Below are 19,258 nucleotides of genomic sequence, written 5' to 3'. Positions count from 1 at the left end.
TCTACTGATAGAGCCACACCCGCATCATAGACAGCAATCGTCCAATGTTCAACGGCTTGTCCAGATAATCGTTCGCTCCCGCAGCCATTACTTTTTCCCTGTCTTCCTTCATTGCTTTTGCAGTTTGGGCAATGATCGGTATATCCTTGTATTTTCCCTTCAGTCTTATCTCTTTTATGGCATCGTATCCATTCATTACCGGCATCATAATATCCATCAAAATGAGATCAATATCCGATTCTTTCTCCAGTAATTCAAGGGCGGCCTTTCCATTTTCAGCTTTTAGCACGTTCATTCCTTTTTCTCTAAATATCTTCGACAGGGCGAACACATTGCGCATATCATCGTCCACCAAAAGCACCTTTTTACCCATGAACATATCGTCCTTATGGTACATGTCAGTGATTATTTTCTGTTTTTTCTGGGACAGGTTGTCCACGACCCGGTGAAGGAACAAGGCGGTTTCATCCAGCAGACGTTCTTCCGATTTCACACCTTTTACAATGATCGACTCTGCATATTGACGCAAATCGGCTTCTTCAGTCCTGGTGAGTTGTTTTCCGGTATACACGATGACGGGCGGAATAATTATATCCTTGTCTTTGTCAAGTTCACTGAGCAATTGAAATCCGGTCATATCCGGCAGTCCCAAGTCCAGAACCATACAATCGAATTTTCCGGTCCTCAGAGCATCAATGGCTTCCCGAGCGTTTCGGGCAATGGTCACCGCTACATCGCCATTTTCAATAAGTTTTACGATAGCTTTTTGCTGAGCCAGATTATCTTCAACAACCAGCAAATCTTTTATACTTTTCTCTAACACTTCTCCAATCTTTTTAAATGCTTCTTCCAGGTGTTCTTTCGTTACCGGCTTTCTCAGATAACCGATAGCGCCTTTTTTGAATGCATCAATTGTCACTTCCTCAACAGAAATTATATGAACGGGAATATGTCGGGTTTGGACACTGTTTTTTAACGCATCCAGAACATGCCAGCCACTCATACCCGGAAGGTAGATATCCAGTATAATGGCTTCAGGCAGATATTTTTCTGCCACTTCCAGTCCATCTTCTCCGGTTGCCGATACCAGAGACTTGAAGGCATGTTTGTGACATTGATTCATCAGGATCCTGGCAAAGTCCTGGTCGTCCTCAATAACCAATATGGTTTTATCACCTTTTTCCAGTTTCTCACGGTCATCAGGTATGGATTCGATATCGGAGACCTTTGTCTTGAAATGTGAAATTTGTGGTTCCGGTCCTGCATCCTGCAACATGGAACCCGTATCCTCATCGCTTTTGTCACTGATCTCAATGCCTAGATAGAGCGTAAAAGTTGAGCCCTTTCCTGTTTCACTTTCAAGCTGAATTTCGCCGCCCAGTAATCTTGCCAATTCTCGTGATATTGAAAGTCCTAATCCCGTGCCACCGTATTTTCTGGATGTAGTTCCGTCAACTTGCTGGAACGCCTCAAAAATCTCAATTTGCTTTTCTTTGGGGATACCGATACCCGTATCAATCACGGAAATTGCAATTGTACTTTGAAGATCCAATCCACTGCGAGACAGATCGACATCAGAACCCGGACGATGGATATTCACGGTAACGCCGCCTTTTTCCGTAAATTTAATGGCATTGGACACGAGATTCTTGATGATTTGTGCTGCCCGTTTTCGGTCTGTTGTGATTTCATCCGGTAGTTCCTCATCCAAACTGATTTTCAAATTTAAACCCTTTTCGTCTGTCAGATGGTTGAAGTGGGTATTGAGATCATTCATCATTTCAATTAATTGAACCATCGTCACATGAAGGGGCATCTTACCTGCTTCTATTTTAGAAAGGTCCAGAATCTCATTGATCAGCTCAAGTAATTCAGTTCCACTGGCACGGATAATTCTGGCCGATTCAATCTGTTCATCGTTCAAATTTTCATATTTATTTTCAGCCAGATCTTGGGCAAGGATGAGGAGGCTGTTCAAGGGCGTTCGCAATTCGTGAGACATACTTGCCAGAAATTCGGATTTGTATTTGCTCTTAACTTCCAGTTCTTTTGCTTTCTGCTCAATATCCATCCGGGCATTTTCAAGCTCAAGATTTTTACGCGTAATTGCCGCCTTCTGTTTTTCAAGATGTTCGGTTTTTTCTTCCAGCTCCTCATTGGTAGCCTCTAATGCCTCCTGCTGTGTCTTGAGCTTTTCCTCCGATGCTTTCAGCTCTATTGTCTGCTGTTCTAATTCCTCGTTGATTTGGCTTAACTCTTCCTGTTGAGCTTCCAGTTCCTCTGACTGAAGCTGGGTTTCTTCAAGAAGGGCTTTCATTTTTGTGCGTGCTTGCGCGGAATTAATTCCAATGGCAACGTTTTCCATAACCAGATTTAAGAATTGCATGTAGGTGTCAGAAAATTCTCTGAAAGAACCCAGCTCTATCACGCCTTTCAGTGCCCCTTCCAAAAGGAGAGGAGTAACCAGAACATTGCGTGGGGGTGAATCACCAATTGCCGAATTAACACGGACATAATCCTCCGGGATATTGGTCACGGAGATCATTTCTTTTTCAAATGCCGCCTGTCCCGCCAATCCTTCTCCAATTTTGATGATCGCATTGAGTTCCTTGCATTTTGGGAAGGCATAACTGCCGGAAAGCCTCAGATCATTACTATCTTCTTCGGCGATATAAAATGCGCCAATCTGAGCGTCCAAATATCTCGCCAGATATGTAATGACATTTTGGGCAAGATGGAGAATATCCTGATCACCGCGCATTTTTTCGTTCAATTCATTTTGACGGGATTTGAGCCAATCTTGTTTTTCGATTTCCGCTCTATATTCTCGAAGTGATTTAGTCATTAATTGAAGAGCGATACCAAGCTCATCGTCTTTACTGCGAAGGTCAATACTTGCAGAGAAATCTCCTTTTGCAATTTTCTGTGCCTGTTTTGTGATATTTTCAAAACTTCCGGATATCTCTTTTAAGGATAAGAAGACCCGGCTCAACTCATCGCGATTTTCTTCCTTATCTTCTTCATAAACTTTTCCGGAAGCGATGACCCTTGCCTTTTCCGACATCCTATTCACACGGCTCGCAATCCCCCGAACGATGGCAACAGCAACCAGAATTCCGGCAATGATGGCGATAAGGAGAACAGAAATAGACTGGTTCCGTGCCGCAGCATAGTTTTTGTCACTTTCTATTTTGTCCACATCCAAATCCTGATCGCTTTTGTCCACAAAGGCGGTCATTATTGCTTCTGCCTTGGCCAATAGCTTACGTCCCTTTTCTACGGATAGCTTTCGGGCTTCGTTAATACTGACTGGTCGCGATAAGTCTACAACCTGCCGACTGATCCCTAAATATTTTTCCCACCACACTGTAAACTCGTCCAGCCGAGCCCTGCCGTCCTCGTCTGCCAGGCTGCATAACTCTTTCATTCGGATGTTAAGATTATTTTTGAGCTTATCGATACGGTCAGCATAGTGGTCCATCTCCTCTTGCGAACTCGAAAGAATAACGTTATTTTTTGCCCGGTTGATTTCGATGATGTCACGTTTCATTCTGTCGCCCAGTTTTATCTTTTCTGCTGAAACATCCACAATACGGTTCAACCGGTCATTCAAATCCGATAGTCGGTGGATAGACATCATAGCTACAAGGGCCATCATTACCAGAAGCACGGCAAATCCGACGAATAATTTTGCTTTAATAGTTATGTTCAATTTCATTACCTCCTCAGATTAGGACACAAATTCTCACAGATGCACGCAATTTCCTAAAATTATCTACTACCTGCCCGGGCTCAGATGCTACCGGCATGCAGAGAGGCGTTGGCGAAAAGCAAGGCTAAAGGAAAATTCGTACTCGCTGGAAATGCGCATCTTCTCAATAAGTTGAGGTGAATGCTTTGGCAACTCCAATTTTCTGGATTCCCGGCTTCGCGGGAATGACATCAGAAATTTCATTCACATATCACAAATTTTAAGGGCATTCAAACGCCCCCGCCTCTCCCTTTCTGCCAAACCGGTCGTGAAGGAAGAATTGGATAGACTCTGCGCGTTGGTCCTGATTTCGGCACAGTGAATGCAAAGGTGCCTGTGCCATCCTCCTCGCCGGAGGATACGGCGGTTTGCCAAAAGAAACCCTTTCCCAAATAAGGGCTTCAGGGTTCCGGTCTCCGTCTTTACTTCCATTGCGCGCGTCGCCTTCGCTTGCGCGTTTGTTGCACCGTGCATTTCTTGGTCTACATAATGTCAAAAGCGTGATATATAGCGGCGGCAGCGCGAAAGATTTTTGTACCGGCTCATGAATCACCATTTCAGAGCCGCCGATTCGTACAATTGTTGGGAAGGGAGGACGAAAAAAATGGGTATTGGTAAAGAGGTCCGCAAAGAACGTATCATGAACCGGGAAACCGGCAAGATCGTCATCGTTCCAATGGACCACGGTGTGACAGTGGGCCCGATCAAGGGTCTGATCGATCTGCCCAAGACCGTGGACATGGTAGCCAAAGGCGGTGCGAATGCGGTAGTCGAACACGTGGGCATGGTAGGCCAGGGGCATCGCCGTTATGGGCGTGATATAGGCTTAATCGTACATCTTTCGGGAAGCACGACCCTGTCCCCGGATCCGAACCGCAAAGTGCTGGTATGTTCGGTGGAGCGTGCAGTTCGAGTTGGGGCGGATGCTGTCAGTATCCATGTCAACATCGGCGCCGAGAATGAAGGAGAAATGTTTGAGGCCTTCGGCAAGATTTCCGAAGCTGCCGACCACTGGGGCATGCCGCTTCTTGCAATGGTTTATCCGCGCGGGCCCAAAATCGATAATGAAAAAGACGTCGAGAACGTAAAGATCGCGGCCCGGGTGGGCGCCGAGCTCGGGGCGGACATCGTCAAAGTCCCCTATACCGGATCTCCTGAAACCTTCAAGGAGGTGGTGTCCGGAAGTCCCATTCCTGTGGTCATAGCCGGCGGCTCCAAGCTTTCCGATGAAGACACCCTGAAGATGGTAGAGGGCGCCATGCAAGCCGGAGCAGCCGGACTTTCAATGGGCCGCAATGCTTTCCAGCACGAGAATCCGGTCCTCTTGGTGTCTGCGGCTTGCGCCATTGTGCACGAGGGAAAGACTGCGAAAGAGGCAATGAAAATTCTTAATAGTGAGGCATGAGGTCGACGCTCGGTATTGTTTGGCAGGGCTCGTTGGCCAAGATTCAGTCACGAAGGGTTCGCGAAGAAATAAATTTACATTTTCAGGAGACGAGGCGCACGCGGGAAGGAGTGTATCATGACGAGGTTGTTTTGGGTTAATGCAAGGCCCTACAATAAAGAAGTTGTAACCACTGCCCTGGAGAGTGGCGCGGACGCTGTGATTGTTCCCAGAGGCCAATCCAAAAAGGTCCGTGATCTTGGTCTTATCAAGACAGTGGCGCCGGACGGCGACTTGAAATTCGGTGAGGACGTGGTCGAGGCGACCATTTCCTCGGAAAAGGACGAGGCCGAGACACTCAAGGTCCCAGCCGAGAAGCTGCTGCTAATCAAAACCAGCGACTGGAAAGTAATTCCACTTGAAAACCTGATCGCCAAGAGAGGCAAGGGCCTGCTGGCCTGGGTGCGTAACGCAGAGGAGGCCAAGGTTGCATTGAAGATCATGGAGCGTGGGGTTGACGGGATCGTTCTAGCCTCAACTGATCTTTCGGAAATTAAGCGGACCGCTGCCGTTGTTCGCGAGCAGGCAGAGCGCCTGGATCTGGTTCAGGCGACCATCAAGTCCGTGCGGCCGCTGGGTATGGGAGACCGGGTCTGCGTTGATACTATTGCCAACATGGAGCCTGGCCAAGGCATGCTCGTTGGGAATTCCAGCTCGGGCATGTTCCTGGTACACGCGGAAAACGTGGAAACGCCCTATTGTGCCACACGCCCTTTTCGCGTCAACGCCGGGGCGGTCCACGCTTACGTGCGCGTGCCGGATGGCAAAACCGCTTACCTGGCCGATGTTAGCATCGGCGACCCGGTCTTGATCATCGACTACAAGGGCAGGAGCGAGGTTGGTTTCGTGGGCCGGGCAAAGGTGGAAAAAAGGCCCATGATGCTGGTAGAAGCTGCCTACAAGGGCAAAACTCTCTCACTGGTGATGCAGAACGCCGAGACCATCCGGCTGACCAAGCCAGGAGGGGAGCCCGTCTCAATTGCCCGTCTGACGCCTGGCGACCGCGTGCTTGCCTACCTGGAAGAAGCGGGTAGACACTTCGGGGTGAAGATTGACGAAACGATAGTTGAAAAATAGCCTTGATTAATCTGTATTGTGCAACCGGACAAAAGGAGCCTGAGCGGACTGAAAATGTTCGGCTATGGGCTGGGTCAAACTGCTTAATCTATTTGATGCGGTAGATATAAAAATATAGCAGATATTTTGTTGTCGGTTCGGAATGAACTCAGGACGTGACTTTGTAGACCTTGTCGTTTTCCCGCACCCTTTTTTCTAACTTAATACCGACCTCGTCTCCCGGTCTTGCTTCGTCCACCGGCTGGCGCTCTATCTCCATGCTGGCAACTGTGTCTTGAAAATCGGTACCATGACCCTTAAAATGGAGTGTGTCTCCAATTCTGATAATCCCGCCCGTGACTTCGATGGCTGCGACACTGATCTTGACATAGAAGTTGGTGACCCGTCCGACTTGTTCTTCTTTCATCTCCCTCCTCCAGCAAATAGGCTGAAGTTAAGGAAAACTGGCCTTCAGGTTGGAGGGCCTTCTGCCGAGGCCCCGCCTCAAGATACTTAAGCTATTGAAATAACGGCAAAGAAGAGCACCTTAGAAGTCCTTTGCTCTATCCATCTGAGCTACAGGCGCTTGCTTTTACAATGCAAGAAAATCAACGTGTTGCAAAACTTCTTGTCTAGAGTTAATATTGAAGGTAAAAATACCACAAGGGGATTTCCTTGTCCATCATGATTTGACGAGGAATGTCCCGGACTTCTTGACAAGTCACTCGGTCGATTCCTTAGGCCTTGATAAAGAGATCTTTGTCTGATATTTTAAAAAAATAAGGAAATTCAAGTAGCTTCCCCTGGCGGGAAGAAAACAGAAATGAGAAAAAAGAAAACAAAGACAAACAAGAAAGAGACTCCGACCAAGGATATTTTGAGGCCTGCCCAAGCGCCTGAATCCCCACCTGACTCACATCTGGTCAAATATGACCCTCTGCAACTATACCTGCGGGAAATCGGCCAGCACAGGCTTCTAACAAGAGAAGAAGAAAAGGAACTTGCTATCCGGGTCACGGAACACGGAGATCGTGAGGCAGCCTACAGACTGGTTACTTCCAACCTGAGGCTTGTGGTCAAGATAGCGATGGAGTTTCAACGGGCTTGGATGCAAAACCTGCTGGACTTGATTCAAGAAGGCAATATCGGACTCATGCAAGCGGTTCAGAAGTTCGACCCGTACAAAGGGGTTCGTTTTTCTTACTATGCCTCCTTCTGGATCAAGGCTTACATTCTCAAATTCATTATGGACAATTGGCGACTGGTCAAGATCGGCACCACGCAGGCCCAACGAAAGCTCTTTTTCAGGCTTAAAAAGGAAAAACAGAAGCTTATGTCCGAGGGATTTGATCCAAAACCGAAACTCCTTTCTGAGAGACTTGGAGTTACTGAGCAGGAAGTCACTGATATGGATCAACGATTGGATGGATGGGAGCTCTCCCTGGATGCCCCGATCAAGGATGAGTCTGACGATGAGCGGATCGCATTTATTGCAACACCTGAAATGTCTTCCGAGACCAGGGTGGCAAAGAAAGAGATGGAGGCAATCCTTCACGAAAAGCTGGCATCTTTCAAGAAAGACCTAAACGAGCGCGAACGCGACATCCTCAAAACCCGCCTCTTGTCCGACTCTCCCGCGACTCTTCAGGAGATAGGCGAGCGTTATGGCATTTCAAGGGAGCGTGTCCGCCAGATTGAAAGCAATATGATCAGGAGGATGAAGTCGTACTTCGAACAAGAGATACCCGAATTTGACACATTTCTGGAAGGGCTTGGCCAAAGCGAATGAAAAAAGCCGTCACAAGGAGAAAGAAAACATGTTTCAAAACCTGATTAGGGCGCTAATTATTGCAGGAGTCGTGCCGAGTCTGTTGGGTTGTGCCACTGGTGAAAAGACTCTGCCTGCAGGAGAAATAGCTCCGACAGTGAAAGCAAAAGATGTTGGAGCCTACTACTACTATACCCAGTCACGCCTTATGAAGAAGCGAGGCGAGATCAACAAGGCAATAGAGATGCTGAGGGAAGCTGTGGCCAGGGATGAAGATTCGGTGTATTTGAAATCTGAACTTGCCCAGCTCTATCTTCAACACGATGACCATAAGCAAGCACTTGCAATTACACAAGACATTATCAAGAAAGATCCCAAGCACGTGCCTTCGATGATTATGATTGGCGGCATTAATGCAGTGCTGAATCAACATGCCGAGGCCATTGAGGCTTATAAAAAGGCGCTGGCGATGGACCCCGAGTCCGAGCGTATCCACCTATTGTTAGGCTCTGAATACGTTAAGAGCAAAGAACCGGTCAAGGCCCTGGAACTGTATCAAGCTCTCACTGAGATAGACCCCGAGTCGTTTTCCGGGCATTTTCACCTGGGAATGGTCGCTTCCTCGCTGAAACGCTATGACCTGGCAGAGGCCGCATTCTTGGAATGTCTTGAACTCAAACCGGATTATGAACAGCCCCTCTTTGAGCTAGTGAGCATTTACGAAGCCACTGAGAGGCACGAAAAGGTTGTTGAGACGTACGAAAGGGTTCTTGACAACAACCCGGACAGCATCAAGGCGGCAGTGGGATTGGGGCATTACTATTTGAAGATGGGCCGGACAGCGGATGCCGGGCAAGTGTTTGAGGAGCTGAAGATGCGGAGTCGATCCAATCCGCTGGTCGTCAAGCAAATTGCCCTCATATATCTGGACCAAAAGGAATACCTTGAGGCAGCCAGGACTTTGCAGTTGCTTGTGGAAGATGATGCCGACAAACCGGAGATCCACTACTTTTTGGGAATGGCCTTTGAAGGGCTTAAGCAAACAGATGAAGCCATTGCAGCTTATGAGAAAGTCGGTCAGGGGGCTTCATACCACAGAAGCGCTCTTGTTCATCTTAGCTTTCTTTATGAGGAAAAAGGAGACCCGGACAGGGCGATCGAGCTGATGAAACAAGCCCTCAAAGCGGAACCCAATGACCCTGGGTCCTATTTGTTTCTTGGGGCACTCTATGAAGAGATGGAGTCTTATGATGAGGCCATTGACACACTTCAGAGGGGTCTCCACTTGCAACCCGACAACATAAGACTTCGCTTTCGCCTGGGTGTGGTTTACGATAAGGCCGGCAACAAAGAAGCGTGCATCACCGAGATGAAGGCTCTTATTGAGATCGATCCGACGCATGCCGAGGCGCTAAACTACCTGGGCTATACCTATTCCGAACTCGGCATTAACCTTGACGAAGCAGAGAAGTTGATCAAAAGGGCCATGAAACACAAGCCAAACGATGGCTACATTACGGACAGCTTTGGATGGGTCTATTACAAGAAAGGGCTTTTCGAGGAGGCCGTCAAGTACCTTGAGGAAGCAGCCAGGCTTGTTTCAGATGATCCTACGATCCTCGAACACCTGGGCGATGCATACATAAAGGTGAACAATCCGACAGAGGCGTTAAAATATTTCAAGAAAGCCTTGGAGAACAAGAAAAAAGACAAAGAGCCTATCGAACGAAAGATCGAATCCATTGAAAAAGAGTTCGGCCAGGATACTTAATAGTAGCGCTTCCATTGTTGTAACTCTGCTTTTGCCCCTATGCCTTTTTGCCTGTGCATCCACACGCAAAGCGGTTTCCGACCGGCCCGGCCCAGACGCCAGTCGTCTATTAGCTTTCCTAAAGGAGCGCAGAACGGAACCTGAAAGCTTCAGGGGGGTTGGCAAGCTCACAATAAGCGCCAAGGGACAAAGTATGCGGGTTGCATGGATAGGGTCACAACCCGGCAACCTGCGAGTGGAAACCCTCGGGCCATGGGGACAGCCCACGCTGACATTCTTGGTAAGAGAAGCTGCCTTTTGTGCCTATGTCTTTGAAAACAATCGCTGCTACAAAGGCAAAGGCACTGCCCGCAATCTTTCCCGTTTCTTATCTGTACCGGTCAGGGCCGAGGACCTCTTTTTTCTCCTGTCAGGTCGCCCCCCTGTCTATCCGTTCAATGATGCCAAGATACAAATAGCAGAAGGCAACGGCCAGTGGTGTCTTTGTCTTTACAAGAGATGGAATCGCCTCATTGAAAAGATGTGGTTCAAGGATGACCGGAAGACCATAGAGCGAGTTGAGTTGTTTGACGGATCGGGCAATTTGAAGTACGAGATCAAGTTCAATCAGTTCAAGAATGTGGAAGGCATGCTCATCCCACACGAGATGATAATCTCCGAGGCGCAAAGTCCTGTCTTGTCACTGAATGTGGAGAGGTTCTGGACGGATGTTACAATACCTGCCAAGGCCTACACCTTGGAGCCCTGTGATGGCGAGGTCGTTCCCCTTGACTCTTGATAAAAACACTTCCGGATTGCCTCCTAGCATGAAGTTCTCCGCTGATCGTATGCTGGGAAGGCTTGCCCGATGGCTTCGCCTCCTTGGATATGATACCTTGTATTCCAACACTCTGGCCAACGACAAGTTCATTGCGATGGCAGATGAGGGGAGAGTTCTTCTTTCGCGAAATACGAGTCTTGCAGGAAAGGTGAAACCGGATAACTTTTTGTTTATAAAAGATAATGACCCGAAGGTGCAACTCCAGCAGGTTGTGGACCTGCTTGGACTGAGGCCTGATCCGGACAATTTCTTTACGCGATGTACCCTATGCAACGGGCCCCTCGAAACTGTTCAAAGGGAAGACGTATATGAAAGTGTGCCGGATTATGTGTGGACAGTTCACGACCGTTTTTCCATTTGCAGGGACTGTGGTAAGATCTACTGGCCCGGAAGTCACCTGGCACGAAGTCGAAAGGAGATAGAGAGTCTTCTTGGGGTATGAAACTCTCCATAGTCATTCCAGTATACAATGAAATCGCCACGATCAGGGAGATCCTGAATCGGGTGAGATCAGTGCACCAAGACAAAGAGATCATTGTCATTGACGATGGCTCTACAGACGGGACCACGCAGCGGCTCAAAGAGATGACCGTGACGGAGGATGTCATGGTCATTTATCATTTAAGGAACAAGGGAAAAGGCGCTGGCCTGAGAACAGGTTTTCAACACGTGACCGGAGATATTGTGATCATTCAGGATGCGGATCTGGAATATGATCCAGGTGAATACGCCACGCTCGTCGGGCCCATCTTGGATGGCCGCGCAGACGTGGTTTATGGATCCAGGTTCCTGGGTGGACCACACCGGGTTCTATTTTTCTGGCATTACGTGGGAAATAGGTTTTTGACCATCCTTTCCAACATGTTTACGAATCTGAATCTCACTGACATGGAAACGGGTTTCAAGGCCTTTCGAGCATCCCTTCTTGAAAAAATCGTGATCAAATCGAATCGTTTCGGGTTTGAGCCAGAGATTACCGCAAAGTTTGCCAAGCTGAAATGTCGAATGTACGAGGTGCCAATATCCTATAGTGGAAGGGGATATGAAGAGGGCAAAAAGATCACGTGGAAAGATGGTGCGGCTGCCCTGTTTCATGTCATCAGGTTCAGATTGTTCAATTAAGATGGTCTCCCGTGGCAACCTGTTGGATTTGAAGACGAAAAAGATAGCTCTTGAAAACAGATTGCGATACTGCAAGAATGTCATAACACTGGGCGTTCGCACCAACCTTTCGGACTATGAGGAGTGGCAGGTAGAACTCATTCGCAGTTCCGATGTCATCTATTATCCAACAGCCTTTTACGCTGACATCTTCGACACAATGGGAAAGCGGACCTTTCCTAACTACCACACCTACAAATTTGCGCAGGACAAGATCAAGCAAACCGCCCTTTTTGATCTTTTGAAAATCCCCCATCCCAGAACGCGCATATTTTACGGAAACCGTCAAAAATCGTTTATTTTGAGACACTTCAAGTTTCCCTTTGTGGGCAAAATCCCGCGGGGATCAGCGCTCGGCAGGGGAATATATCTGATTCGCAACAAAACCGAACTCGATCAATATACCCAGTTGAGCGGGCCTGCCTATATCCAGGAATACCTTGAAATTGACCGTGATCTTCGCGTCGTTGTGATGCGCGGACACCCTGTCCACGCATACTGGCGTATTGCCAAACCTGACGAGTTTCGCACCAATATTTCACAAGGCGCCACCATTGGTTTAGACAACATCCCAGAGGAGGCTATTGCCTTTGCCGTCGATATTGCCCGTATTTGCCAGTTAGACGATGTGGGCCTGGACATCTACTTTCATAATGGCCGTTATGGAGTCCTTGAGGCAAACTTGAAGTACGGAAAAGAGGGGTTTAAACAGGCAAGGATCGACTATTACAAGTTAGTGGATGAGATGCTTGAAAATGGGCGGATATGATTCCATAGATTTGCGAGAGTTGAAAGAAACTCTGAATGACCGGGAAGAACACCTTCTATCCCCAATGGCCGCTCACAGCAGGCATGCCATAAGGCGCTTTCCCGAAGATCGCATCGACTCAGGGCACCGCCAGAACTATGCTGTCGATTCTGATCGCATCCTTCATTCCCTGGCCTACACGCGGTATATTGATAAGACTCAAGTATTTTATCTTGTTGATAATGACCATATTACCCACAGAGTTCTTCATGTCCAACTGGTCTCAAAGATATCTCGGACAATAGGGCGGTTTCTTAGCCTAAATGAGGATCTTCTTGAAGCGATTGCACTGGGTCATGACATCGGACATTGCCCCTTCGGGCACGATGGGGAGGCATATCTGTCTGAGCTTTGCAAGGCTTCTGGCATCGGATCCTTCCAGCACAACCTTCAAAGCGTCAGATTTCTTGACAAAATTGAACGGAAGGGGAGGGGCCTCAACTTAGCGCTTCAGGTTCTGGACGGCATCCTGTGTCATGATGGCGAGATTCATGCCCAGGCGCTCCATCCACACGGCCAAAAGACATTTGATAGTCTTGATCAAGACATTGCCAAAAAGACTGCCGACCCGGACTTTGGCCTGACTCCAATGACACTTGAGGGGTGTGTGGTGCGCATGGCTGACACAATCAGTTATATCGGACGAGATATTGAAGACGCCATTCGCTTAAACCTGATCAAAAGGAGCCACCTTCCCAAGCCCGCGGTGGCACGATTAGGGGAGACGAACGGGACCATTGTCTACAATCTGGTGACAGATGTCATCAAGAACAGTTTCGAAAAACCGGCAATAGCCTTTAGCCAGGAGGCCTCAGATGCGCTAAAACAACTTAGAAATTTCAACTTCAAGAACATATATCTGAATCCACAAATAAAGCCCGCTTCCGGGAAGATAAGAGACCTCTTTAAAGTATTATTTGAGGGTTATCTTAGCGATCTTCAAAAAGGAACTGAGGATTCCATTATTTTTTCCGAATACTTACGCGACATGTCCGCCGATTATTTAGATAGTACGGCCCCGCCCGAGATCGTGCGCGATTTTATCGCCGGTATGACAGATGATTTCTTCCTGAAACAGTTCCCGGAAGATCTTCGCCCCAGGAGGATCACGGAGCGATTCTAGGGATACTCCCCATGGCAATACACCCCGAACATCTTTATGAACAACTCGAAAATCTCGCAAAACAACTCGGCATTTCAATCCGTTATGAGGACCTGAGCGATCCTGAAACCCCGGCGACAAGCGGCCTTTGCAAGGTCAAGGGTCGCTATTTTTATATAATGGATAAGTCAAAGGATCTTTCAGAAAGAATAAGGCTGCTGACCCAGTGTTTGTGCAGGATGGATTTTGAGGGAGTTTATGTATTGCCGGGCATTAGAAGGCTCCTCGAAGAAGTCGGCCGGCCGGGGATCCGTCATTCTCGAAGGTAGTCATGTGAAATCATGGAGTTTGTCGCCGGATTGTTTCTTAATAAATTCGAATTTTAGGCGTCGCAAGTCCTTATAATTTTGGGAAACTCGATGAACTTTGACGTTGCCGTGGCAAGGCGGCGATCAAAAGGGTGTGGTGGTAAGGGTGTGGTGGTGCGGCATATTATGTTATCTTACGTTCGAATCGTCAGGTTCCGACGTAAGTTGACATAATATATATTATCAGACGTTATTTCTTTCATTTCCTTTTTTGCTGGCAGCCCTTTTCGCCGCTGCCAGACGCTCAAGCCCGGTCTTCACAGCGCTCTTGACCATTTTTTCCGCCTTGGCTCCGGTAGTACGACCATCAGAAATGATATCTGCGCTCCCCATAAGCCTTCCAAGCAGGCCGTACCGCTTTTCAACCAGATGTTTTCCGATTATGCCGAGTCCGGTCCCGACCTTGCCTCCAATTCCGAGCTCTTCTTCTTTTGTCACAGTGACTTTTTCCATGGCATCGTGAACCCGCTCAACTTGTTTGCCCAGAGTTTTTCCGACGTTTTGTCCAATCTGGGCGGCCTTTTTGTCAGTGCCCTTTGATAGGCCCTTGCCGATACGATCTCCCACACGTTCTCCGAGCTCTTCTAACTCCTTTTTTAGCTGGTCCTTCAACTGGTTCTTTAGCATTTTGGTCTCCCTTATGTGGCGATAGTGTGTTTTTTGTCAGGGAACATGCTGTAAACAGATTGTAGACAATTCTAACGTGTGCTATGAAAACACCCCATGGTTGATGATTGGATCATGCCTGAACGGCGCATCTACACTGTAACCGAGCTTACACATAATATCAAAGACTTTCTGGAAGAGGCCTTTCCGTTTGTCTGGATCACCGGAGAAATCTCCAACTTCCGCATACCCGTTTCAGGCCATTTCTACTTTACCATAAAGGATTCTGGGGCACAGATCAGTGCGGTAATGTTTCGCGGCCAGAACCGGAACCTCAGATTTCAGCCAGAAGACGGAATGGCGGTCATTGCCATGGGTCGCCTCAATGTGTATGAGACCAAAGGGGTCTATCAGATCATAATCGAATATTTGGAGCCCGAAGGCGTTGGTGTGCTGCAGTTAGCCTTTGAGCGGCTCAAGAGAGAGCTTGCAGCCGAAGGGCTCTTTGATGAGAAGCACAAACTCCCCTGTCCGTTCCTGCCGCAAAAGATTGCCGTGGTTACCTCACCGACCGGAGCCGTTATCCGAGACATAATAAATGTGATCGATCGCAGATTCCCGAACATGACCGTGGAGATTGCACCGGTCAAAGTTCAGGGAGAACAAGCTGCCGAGGAGATTGTTGAGGCCATCGAACTGTTGAATGACCGCAATGATGCTGACGTTATCGTGGTGGCCCGAGGGGGCGGGTCTCTTGAGGACCTTCAGGCCTTTAACTCAGAGGCAGTGGCCAGGGCCATTTTTTCTTCTGAGATTCCGGTTGTTTCGGCTGTTGGGCATGAGACGGATTTCACAATAGCTGACTTTACGGCTGATTTGCGTGCCCCAACCCCCTCTGCTGCGGCAGAGCTGATAGTTCCCGTAAAAAATGACCTGTTGATGCGAACAAAGGAGATCAGAGGCGCCTTAAAGGGCGCTATTAATAACCGAATTCAACTCCTTAGAGAACGTGCTATTCAGCTTTCAAGACGCCTTGTCCATCCAAACAAGCAGATTGCAGACTATAGACTCCGCCTCGACGATGTCCTGGGTAGAATGTTGCGAGGATTCTCAAGAGAACTTGCGGCAAACAGAGATTGCCTTAGGACAATGAAGCAAAGATTGGCCAGATGCAGCCCCGCGATCATCGTCGAAGACCTTAATATATTACTCAAACACCATCGCCAGTCTCTTTTATCAGAAATGCAATTTTGCTTGGAATCGAAAAAGAGTACGTTCCGCACCACCGTGGGCAGGTTAAACGCTTTGAATCCCTTAGCGGTTTTGGAGCGAGGGTACAGTGTCACACGGATACTGCCCGGCTATACAGTCTTTAAGGATGTCGGGCAGGTTGATGTGGGGCAACGCCTTGATGTCACAGTCTCAAAAGGCGCAGTAGTGTGCCGCATAGAAGGGAAACGAGAGAATGGCCAAGCAGACATTTGAAAACGCCATGAAGCGACTGGAAAACATTGTTCAAGATCTCGAGAGTGGAGACCTGAGCCTTGATGAAGCCTTGAAGAAGTTTCAGGAGGGCATGAAGTTATCCAAGTTTTGCTCGGACAAGCTGGACGAAAGCGAAAAAAAGGTCTCCATACTGCTTAGGGATGAAGAGGGAGGCATTCAAGAGGAGCCTTTTGAGAAGGACCTTTTAAAGAAATAGACGCATGTTTGATCTAAAGGCCTATCTGAAAGCAAAGCAGCTTGCTGTTGATGCTGCCCTTAAAGAACTCTGGAACGATCAGGAGTCCTACCCTACCCCGCTCGTCCGGGCAATGCGTTACTCTCTTGAGGCTGGGGGAAAACGACTGCGCCCGATTTTATGCATGGCAGCTTCTGAAGCCGTTGGGGGCTCTGAAGCAGATGTGATGCCTGCTGCATGCGCCTTGGAGCTCATTCACACCTATTCCTTGATCCATGATGATCTGCCGGCCATGGACGACGACGACCTTCGTCGTGGAAAACCAACGTGCCATAAGGCTTTTAATGAGGCCACAGCCATATTGGCTGGGGACGCACTGCTTACGGCCGCCTTTGAGGTCTTGGCGGCCCGAGGAGGCGACCACGGTGTTGATTCCTTGAAGTATCTGCAGGTGGTCTATCTCATAGCCCGTGCCTCAGGATATTCCGGCATGGTGCAAGGCCAGATGATGGATCTGTCTTTTGAGGGAAAGACGATTAGTCGGGAAGAACTTGAAAGACTCCAGCGCTTCAAGACCGGGGCTCTTATTGAGGTTTCTCTGCGGGCCGGGGCCATACTTGGCGGGGGGAGCCCTGAACAGATAGCTGCCCTCGGGGCTTATGGCCGACATATCGGCCTCGCCTTTCAAATGGCTGACGACATATTGAATATTGAAGGGAAACCTGAGATGCTTGGTAAGGCCGTAGGAAGCGACGAGGCCCTTGGAAAGGCCACGGCCCCTTCTGTCATGGGCCTGGAGGGAGCAAAAGCCCGTGCCGGCGAACTCGTAGAAAGCGCCTTGGCGGCACTCAGAATCTTTGATATGAAAGGGGAACCACTTGCCGCCCTTGCACGCTATGTAATTGACAGAAGGAAATGAGGTTAGATTGAAATACTTAGATAAAATAGACTCTCCACAAGACGTCAAGCAACTGAAACGTTCACAATTGCCTCAATTAGCCAAAGAAATACGAGAGGTCATCATCCAAACCGTGTCCAAGACCGGGGGACACCTGGCGCCCAGCCTGGGGGTTGTGGAACTGACCGTGGCCCTGCACTACGTGTTTGATCTGCCAAGGGACAGGATTATATGGGATGTGGGTCATCAAACATATGCCCACAAGCTTCTTACAGGCCGAAGAGGCAGGTTTCACACACTGCGGCAACACGGGGGCATCAGCGGCTTTACTCGCAGAAGCGAAAGCCCATATGATGCCTTTTCCACGGGCCATGCCAGCACCTCCATTTCAGCAAGCCTTGGCATGGCATGTGGAAGGTGCCTGAACAAGAACAAGGGCAAGGTCATTGCTGTCATTGGCGATGGCTCCATAACCGGCGGCCTCGCCTATGAGGGATTGAGCCAGGCGGGTGAGCTTGGAAAGGACCTTATCGTTATCCTAAACGATAACGACATGTCAATTGCCCGGAATGTCAGGCTCTTCTCATCCTTCTTGAGCCGGAAACTTTCTGCAAAGCACTTTGTAGCCCTCAGGGAAGAACTGAAGGAGTTTTTCAGGTCCCTTCCCAAGTTCGGAGACGACGTCTACAAGCTGGCCAAGCGAAGCGAGGAATCGTTCAAGGCCTTTATCACGCCAGGGATGCTCTTTGAGGCATTCAATTTCAACTACTTTGGCCCGATAAAGGGCCATCGGCTGGATCACCTCATTGACACGCTGCAGAACGTGAGAGAGATGCGAAAACCGGTTCTCTTTCATGTGACTACAAAAAAAGGAAAAGGCTATGCCCCGGCAGAACGCAATCCCACTTATTTTCACGGTGTTGGATCGTTTGAAATCACAACGGGCAATCACATCTCTTCCAAGAAGACACCTCCTAGCTACACTGATATTTTTGGCAACACCTTGACCGAGCTTGCCCGCAAGAACGACAAAATCGTCGCAGTAACAGCAGCTATGCCGGAGGGCACGGGTCTCAAAGCCTTTTCCGACGCCTTTCCGGAGCGTTTTTTTGATGTGGGTATTGCCGAACAGCATGCGGTTACTTTTGCGGCAGGCATGGCCACCGAAGGATTTTGTCCGGTGGTAGCAATCTATTCCACGTTTTTGCAGCGAGCCTATGACCAGATCGCTCACGACGTCTGCTTGGACGCCCTGCCGGTAGTCTTTGCCGTGGATCGCGGCGGCATCGTTGGCGAGGACGGCCCAACCCATCAAGGCCTCTTTGATTTCAGCTATTTGCGCAGTTTGCCAAACATGGTCGTGATGGCGCCAAAAGATGAAAACGAACTCCAACACATGTTGGCGACTGCCATGGAACACTCCGGTCCCATAGCATTCAGGTATCCGAGGGGCAGTGGTGTTGGGGCGCCAATAGATCATGAGATCCACACCCTGCCCATAGGCAAGGCAGAGATCCTGACGAGAGGAGACGATGTTGCAATCTTTGCCATCGGCGCCACTGTTTCGGCTGCCCTTGAAGCCCAGAAGCAGCTTGAATCTCAGAACATTTATGTCACGGTAGTAAACAGCCGCTTCGTGAAACCCCTTGACAGAGAACTCATCACTTCTCTGGCAAAGAAGATCCCCCACCTTTTGACTGTTGAAGAAAATGTCCTTCAGGGGGGCTTTGGTAGTGCGGTTCTTGAGTGCCTGTCGGATGAGGGCATCACTGGAAATCATATCTTGCGGCTTGGCATCGCTGATACGTTCGTAGAGCATGGTTCTCAGAAGATCCTGCGTGCCAAGTACGGCATTGACGCCCCTGGCATCGCAAAAGCCGTAACCAAAGTGGTTAAGGGCGGAGCTTCGGTGCAGTAGGACATGAAAGCGGGCAGGCAACGCCTGGACGTGCTCCTGGTAAAAAGGGGTCTTGCGCAAAGCCGTCGGCGCGCTCTTTCACTTGTCCTTGCGGGCAAGGTTTGGG

18 protein-coding genes are annotated in these 19,258 nt (G+C 48.8%); 15 read left to right on the top strand and 3 right to left on the bottom strand.

Features of this window, described 5'->3' with window-relative positions; all coding sequences use genetic code 11:
• Position 1 precedes the first annotated feature (1 nt).
• Positions 2-3,712: a response regulator gene (locus tag JW883_07730; protein MBN1842153.1), complete on the bottom strand. Its 3,711-nt coding sequence runs from the start codon at positions 3,710-3,712 to the stop codon at positions 2-4.
• A gap of 643 nt (positions 3,713-4,355) precedes the next feature.
• On the opposite strand from JW883_07730, the gene JW883_07725 reads away from it, so the two are divergent.
• On the top strand, positions 4,356-5,156 hold the full coding sequence (locus JW883_07725; GenBank protein ID MBN1842152.1) for a class I fructose-bisphosphate aldolase family protein: 801 nt from the start codon (positions 4,356-4,358) through the stop codon (positions 5,154-5,156).
• Between the two features lie 117 nt (positions 5,157-5,273).
• Positions 5,274-6,272 (top strand): 3-dehydroquinate synthase II, encoded by a 999-nt coding sequence (locus JW883_07720; GenBank protein ID MBN1842151.1) that lies wholly within the window; start codon positions 5,274-5,276, stop codon positions 6,270-6,272.
• Between the two features lie 148 nt (positions 6,273-6,420).
• Here the strand turns inward: JW883_07720 and JW883_07715 are convergent, their stop codons facing one another.
• Positions 6,421-6,678 carry a hypothetical protein gene (locus JW883_07715; protein ID MBN1842150.1) on the bottom strand — a complete coding sequence of 86 codons (258 nt, stop codon included), beginning with the start codon at positions 6,676-6,678 and terminating at the stop codon, positions 6,421-6,423.
• Between the two features lie 396 nt (positions 6,679-7,074).
• Between JW883_07715 and JW883_07710 the strand changes: the two genes are divergently transcribed.
• The 8 genes from JW883_07710 to JW883_07675 are packed head-to-tail and all read left to right on the top strand — an operon-like array spanning position 7,075 to position 14,010.
• Positions 7,075-8,040 carry an RNA polymerase factor sigma-32 gene (locus JW883_07710; GenBank protein ID MBN1842149.1) on the top strand — a complete coding sequence of 322 codons (966 nt, stop codon included), beginning with the start codon at positions 7,075-7,077 and terminating at the stop codon, positions 8,038-8,040.
• Between the two features lie 28 nt (positions 8,041-8,068).
• On the top strand, positions 8,069-9,790 hold the full coding sequence (locus tag JW883_07705; GenBank protein MBN1842148.1) for a tetratricopeptide repeat protein: 1,722 nt from the start codon (positions 8,069-8,071) through the stop codon (positions 9,788-9,790).
• Positions 9,762-10,568, top strand: a complete 807-nt coding sequence (locus JW883_07700; GenBank protein ID MBN1842147.1) for a DUF4292 domain-containing protein — start codon at positions 9,762-9,764, stop codon at positions 10,566-10,568. The genes JW883_07705 and JW883_07700 overlap by 29 nt, the downstream gene beginning before the upstream one ends.
• Positions 10,540-11,052 carry a Mut7-C RNAse domain-containing protein gene (locus JW883_07695; GenBank protein ID MBN1842146.1) on the top strand — a complete coding sequence of 171 codons (513 nt, stop codon included), beginning with the start codon at positions 10,540-10,542 and terminating at the stop codon, positions 11,050-11,052. The genes JW883_07700 and JW883_07695 overlap by 29 nt, the downstream gene beginning before the upstream one ends.
• Positions 11,049-11,732 (top strand): glycosyltransferase family 2 protein, encoded by a 684-nt coding sequence (locus JW883_07690; protein MBN1842145.1) that lies wholly within the window; start codon positions 11,049-11,051, stop codon positions 11,730-11,732. The genes JW883_07695 and JW883_07690 overlap by 4 nt, the downstream gene beginning before the upstream one ends.
• 1 nt (position 11,733) lies before the next feature.
• Positions 11,734-12,540, top strand: a complete 807-nt coding sequence (locus tag JW883_07685) for an ATP-grasp domain-containing protein (GenBank protein MBN1842144.1) — start codon at positions 11,734-11,736, stop codon at positions 12,538-12,540.
• Positions 12,527-13,702 (top strand): HD domain-containing protein, encoded by a 1,176-nt coding sequence (locus tag JW883_07680; GenBank protein ID MBN1842143.1) that lies wholly within the window; start codon positions 12,527-12,529, stop codon positions 13,700-13,702. The genes JW883_07685 and JW883_07680 overlap by 14 nt, the downstream gene beginning before the upstream one ends.
• Positions 13,703-13,713: 11 nt before the next feature.
• Complete coding sequence (locus tag JW883_07675; GenBank protein ID MBN1842142.1) at positions 13,714-14,010, top strand: hypothetical protein; 297 nt, start codon at positions 13,714-13,716, stop codon at positions 14,008-14,010.
• 222 nt (positions 14,011-14,232) lie between these two features.
• Here the strand turns inward: JW883_07675 and JW883_07670 are convergent, their stop codons facing one another.
• The gene (locus JW883_07670; protein ID MBN1842141.1) at positions 14,233-14,676 is read right to left on the bottom strand and encodes a hypothetical protein; all 444 of its coding nucleotides are present in this window, start codon (positions 14,674-14,676) and stop codon (positions 14,233-14,235) included.
• 114 nt (positions 14,677-14,790) lie between these two features.
• Here JW883_07670 and JW883_07665 point away from each other — a divergent pair, with 114 nt between their 5' ends.
• The 5 genes from JW883_07665 to JW883_07645 form a co-directional block, all read left to right on the top strand.
• A complete protein-coding gene (locus JW883_07665) occupies positions 14,791-16,140 on the top strand; it encodes an exodeoxyribonuclease VII large subunit (protein ID MBN1842140.1) in 1,350 nt (449 codons plus the stop codon).
• Positions 16,121-16,357: an exodeoxyribonuclease VII small subunit gene (xseB, locus tag JW883_07660; GenBank protein MBN1842139.1), complete on the top strand. Its 237-nt coding sequence runs from the start codon at positions 16,121-16,123 to the stop codon at positions 16,355-16,357. Before JW883_07665 ends, xseB begins: the two co-directional genes overlap by 20 nt.
• A 4-nt stretch (positions 16,358-16,361) precedes the next feature.
• Complete coding sequence (locus JW883_07655) at positions 16,362-17,255, top strand: polyprenyl synthetase family protein (GenBank protein ID MBN1842138.1); 894 nt, start codon at positions 16,362-16,364, stop codon at positions 17,253-17,255.
• Positions 17,256-17,262: 7 nt separating this feature from the next.
• On the top strand, positions 17,263-19,152 hold the full coding sequence (locus JW883_07650) for a 1-deoxy-D-xylulose-5-phosphate synthase (protein ID MBN1842137.1): 1,890 nt from the start codon (positions 17,263-17,265) through the stop codon (positions 19,150-19,152).
• Between the two features lie 3 nt (positions 19,153-19,155).
• Positions 19,156-19,258, top strand: a 103-nt coding sequence (locus JW883_07645) for a TlyA family RNA methyltransferase (protein MBN1842136.1), incomplete at its 3' end; no start/stop codon positions are given.

The sequence above is a fragment of the Deltaproteobacteria bacterium genome (genome assembly GCA_016930875.1).
In the GTDB taxonomy this organism is placed as follows: domain Bacteria; phylum Desulfobacterota; class Desulfobacteria; order Desulfobacterales.
Note: the sequence above shows the minus strand (reverse complement) of the source record. Positions and strands in the feature narration are given on the sequence as shown.

What these genes read in the sequence shown, in the direction of transcription:
- JW883_07725 (MBN1842152.1), top strand. Translation starts at nt 4,356, where the DNA reads ATGGGTATTGGTAAAGAGGTCCGCAAAGAACGTATCATGAACCGGGAA.
- JW883_07720 (MBN1842151.1), top strand. Translation starts at nt 5,274, where the DNA reads ATGACGAGGTTGTTTTGGGTTAATGCAAGGCCCTACAATAAAGAAGTT.
- JW883_07715 (MBN1842150.1), bottom strand. Translation starts at nt 6,678, where the DNA reads ATGAAAGAAGAACAAGTCGGACGGGTCACCAACTTCTATGTCAAGATC.
- JW883_07710 (MBN1842149.1), top strand. Translation starts at nt 7,075, where the DNA reads ATGAGAAAAAAGAAAACAAAGACAAACAAGAAAGAGACTCCGACCAAG.
- JW883_07705 (MBN1842148.1), top strand. Translation starts at nt 8,069, where the DNA reads ATGTTTCAAAACCTGATTAGGGCGCTAATTATTGCAGGAGTCGTGCCG.
- JW883_07695 (MBN1842146.1), top strand. Translation starts at nt 10,540, where the DNA reads ATGGCGAGGTCGTTCCCCTTGACTCTTGATAAAAACACTTCCGGATTG.
- JW883_07690 (MBN1842145.1), top strand. Translation starts at nt 11,049, where the DNA reads ATGAAACTCTCCATAGTCATTCCAGTATACAATGAAATCGCCACGATC.
- JW883_07685 (MBN1842144.1), top strand. Translation starts at nt 11,734, where the DNA reads ATGGTCTCCCGTGGCAACCTGTTGGATTTGAAGACGAAAAAGATAGCT.
- JW883_07680 (MBN1842143.1), top strand. Translation starts at nt 12,527, where the DNA reads ATGGGCGGATATGATTCCATAGATTTGCGAGAGTTGAAAGAAACTCTG.
- JW883_07675 (MBN1842142.1), top strand. Translation starts at nt 13,714, where the DNA reads ATGGCAATACACCCCGAACATCTTTATGAACAACTCGAAAATCTCGCA.
- JW883_07670 (MBN1842141.1), bottom strand. Translation starts at nt 14,676, where the DNA reads ATGCTAAAGAACCAGTTGAAGGACCAGCTAAAAAAGGAGTTAGAAGAG.
- JW883_07665 (MBN1842140.1), top strand. Translation starts at nt 14,791, where the DNA reads ATGCCTGAACGGCGCATCTACACTGTAACCGAGCTTACACATAATATC.
- xseB (MBN1842139.1), top strand. Translation starts at nt 16,121, where the DNA reads ATGGCCAAGCAGACATTTGAAAACGCCATGAAGCGACTGGAAAACATT.
- JW883_07655 (MBN1842138.1), top strand. Translation starts at nt 16,362, where the DNA reads ATGTTTGATCTAAAGGCCTATCTGAAAGCAAAGCAGCTTGCTGTTGAT.